This window comes from Campylobacter sp. RM12654 (genome assembly GCF_020137585.1).
Lineage (GTDB): Bacteria > Campylobacterota > Campylobacteria > Campylobacterales > Campylobacteraceae > Campylobacter_E.
Window position 1 is genome coordinate 1 of the sequence record NZ_JACGAR010000056.1, and the last position, 1,470, is coordinate 1,470.

The 1,470-nt window shown below is 26.8% G+C and carries 1 protein-coding gene; it reads left to right on the plus strand.

The annotated features are described in order from the left end of the window. The first annotated feature begins 150 nt into the window (after window positions 1-150). Window positions 151-1,032, plus strand: a complete 882-nt coding sequence (locus AVBRAN12654_RS09265) for an Abi family protein (protein WP_336614371.1) — start codon at window positions 151-153, stop codon at window positions 1,030-1,032. Window positions 1,033-1,470: the final 438 nt, after the last annotated feature.

The following is a 1,470-nucleotide window of genomic DNA, read 5'->3' on the forward strand; positions in this document are numbered from 1 at the left end:
GAAGATTGTTTAAGTAAAAAATTAATATTTTTATTTTATTTTTCAGCATTTTTGTTGACTTATTAGAATAAAAAATGTTAATATATTTCCGACAGTTCCCTAAGAGCCTCTTAACAATGCGCAACCCTTAGGGACATTTGAAAGCTGATTATGGATAAAAAAACATATAATAAACCCCACAGAACTTGGCAAGAACAATTAGAATTGTTAAGATCTAAAAATTTAACTATTTTAAATGAAGATTTTGCTTTAGAAAAATTAAGAAATTTAAATTATTACAGATTAAGTGCATATTTTTTACCTTTTTATGATGATAATAAGAATTTTATTAAAAATACTAATTTCACGGATATTATTTATTTGTATGATTTTGATATGGAGCTAAAAGCTCTAGTTTCTAATGCTTTGCAGACAATTGAGCTATATTTTAGAACACAAATTGCATACTACCATACATTATCCTTTGGTGCTACAGGATATTTATGTGAGTTAAATTTTACACAAAATCATAAAAACATTAAAACACACAAAAGCCTTATAGATACGATATTTAAGGAAGTAAAACGCTCTAACGAAAGCTTTATAAAGCATTTTTTAGATAATTATAATGAAATACCATTATGGGCAATTGTAGAAGTAATGTCGTTTGGCACTTTATCTAACTTTTACGCATTATTGCAGACAAACGAGCAAAAGAAAATTTCTGATATTTTTAATATAAATAAATCTATTTTAGTAAATTGGTTACATATAGCAACGCTTGTAAGAAATATTTGCGCACATCATTCAAGATTATGGAATAAAACTCTAGCCGTAGTCTTAAAAATTCCTAGCAAAAATGACTTTTTTCAAAATCAAGATTTAAATAATCAAAAAATTTTTGCATTTTTAAATGTAATAATTTATTTATTACAAACTATAAATCCTAAAAACACCTTTTATAATGACTTAAATACATTACTAAATAAATATCCAAATATAAATCTAAAATCAATGGGTTTAAACGACAATCAATATATTATAAAAATATAAGCAAGCTTTTAAAAATATTAATCAATTTTGTATAACATCTCATCACATCTTAGGGGCGGATGGGTCGCCCCCCGCTTTTGTGGGTCTTTCATCAAAACTTTTCACAAATATTTCACATTTTCACAAGTTTTTCACAAAATCCTAATTCTAATTTCAAATTCCGTGAAATTTCACACTCTAAAATCCTATTCATTTCGGTTAGCTCGTTTAAAAACGAGCTAACACAAGGCTTTTTACGATTTTTTCCTAACAGAAAAAATCACAAAAAGCCACCTATCCCCACATCACAATCACATTTTTAAAAATTTTTTCACATCACCCCTAAAGTTATTTTTTAGCACACCGATATAGTTGTAACTTGATAAGGAAATCAAGACAATTATTTTTTTAAGGAGAAAATTATGGGATTCAGAATTAACACAAACGTGGCGGCGCTTA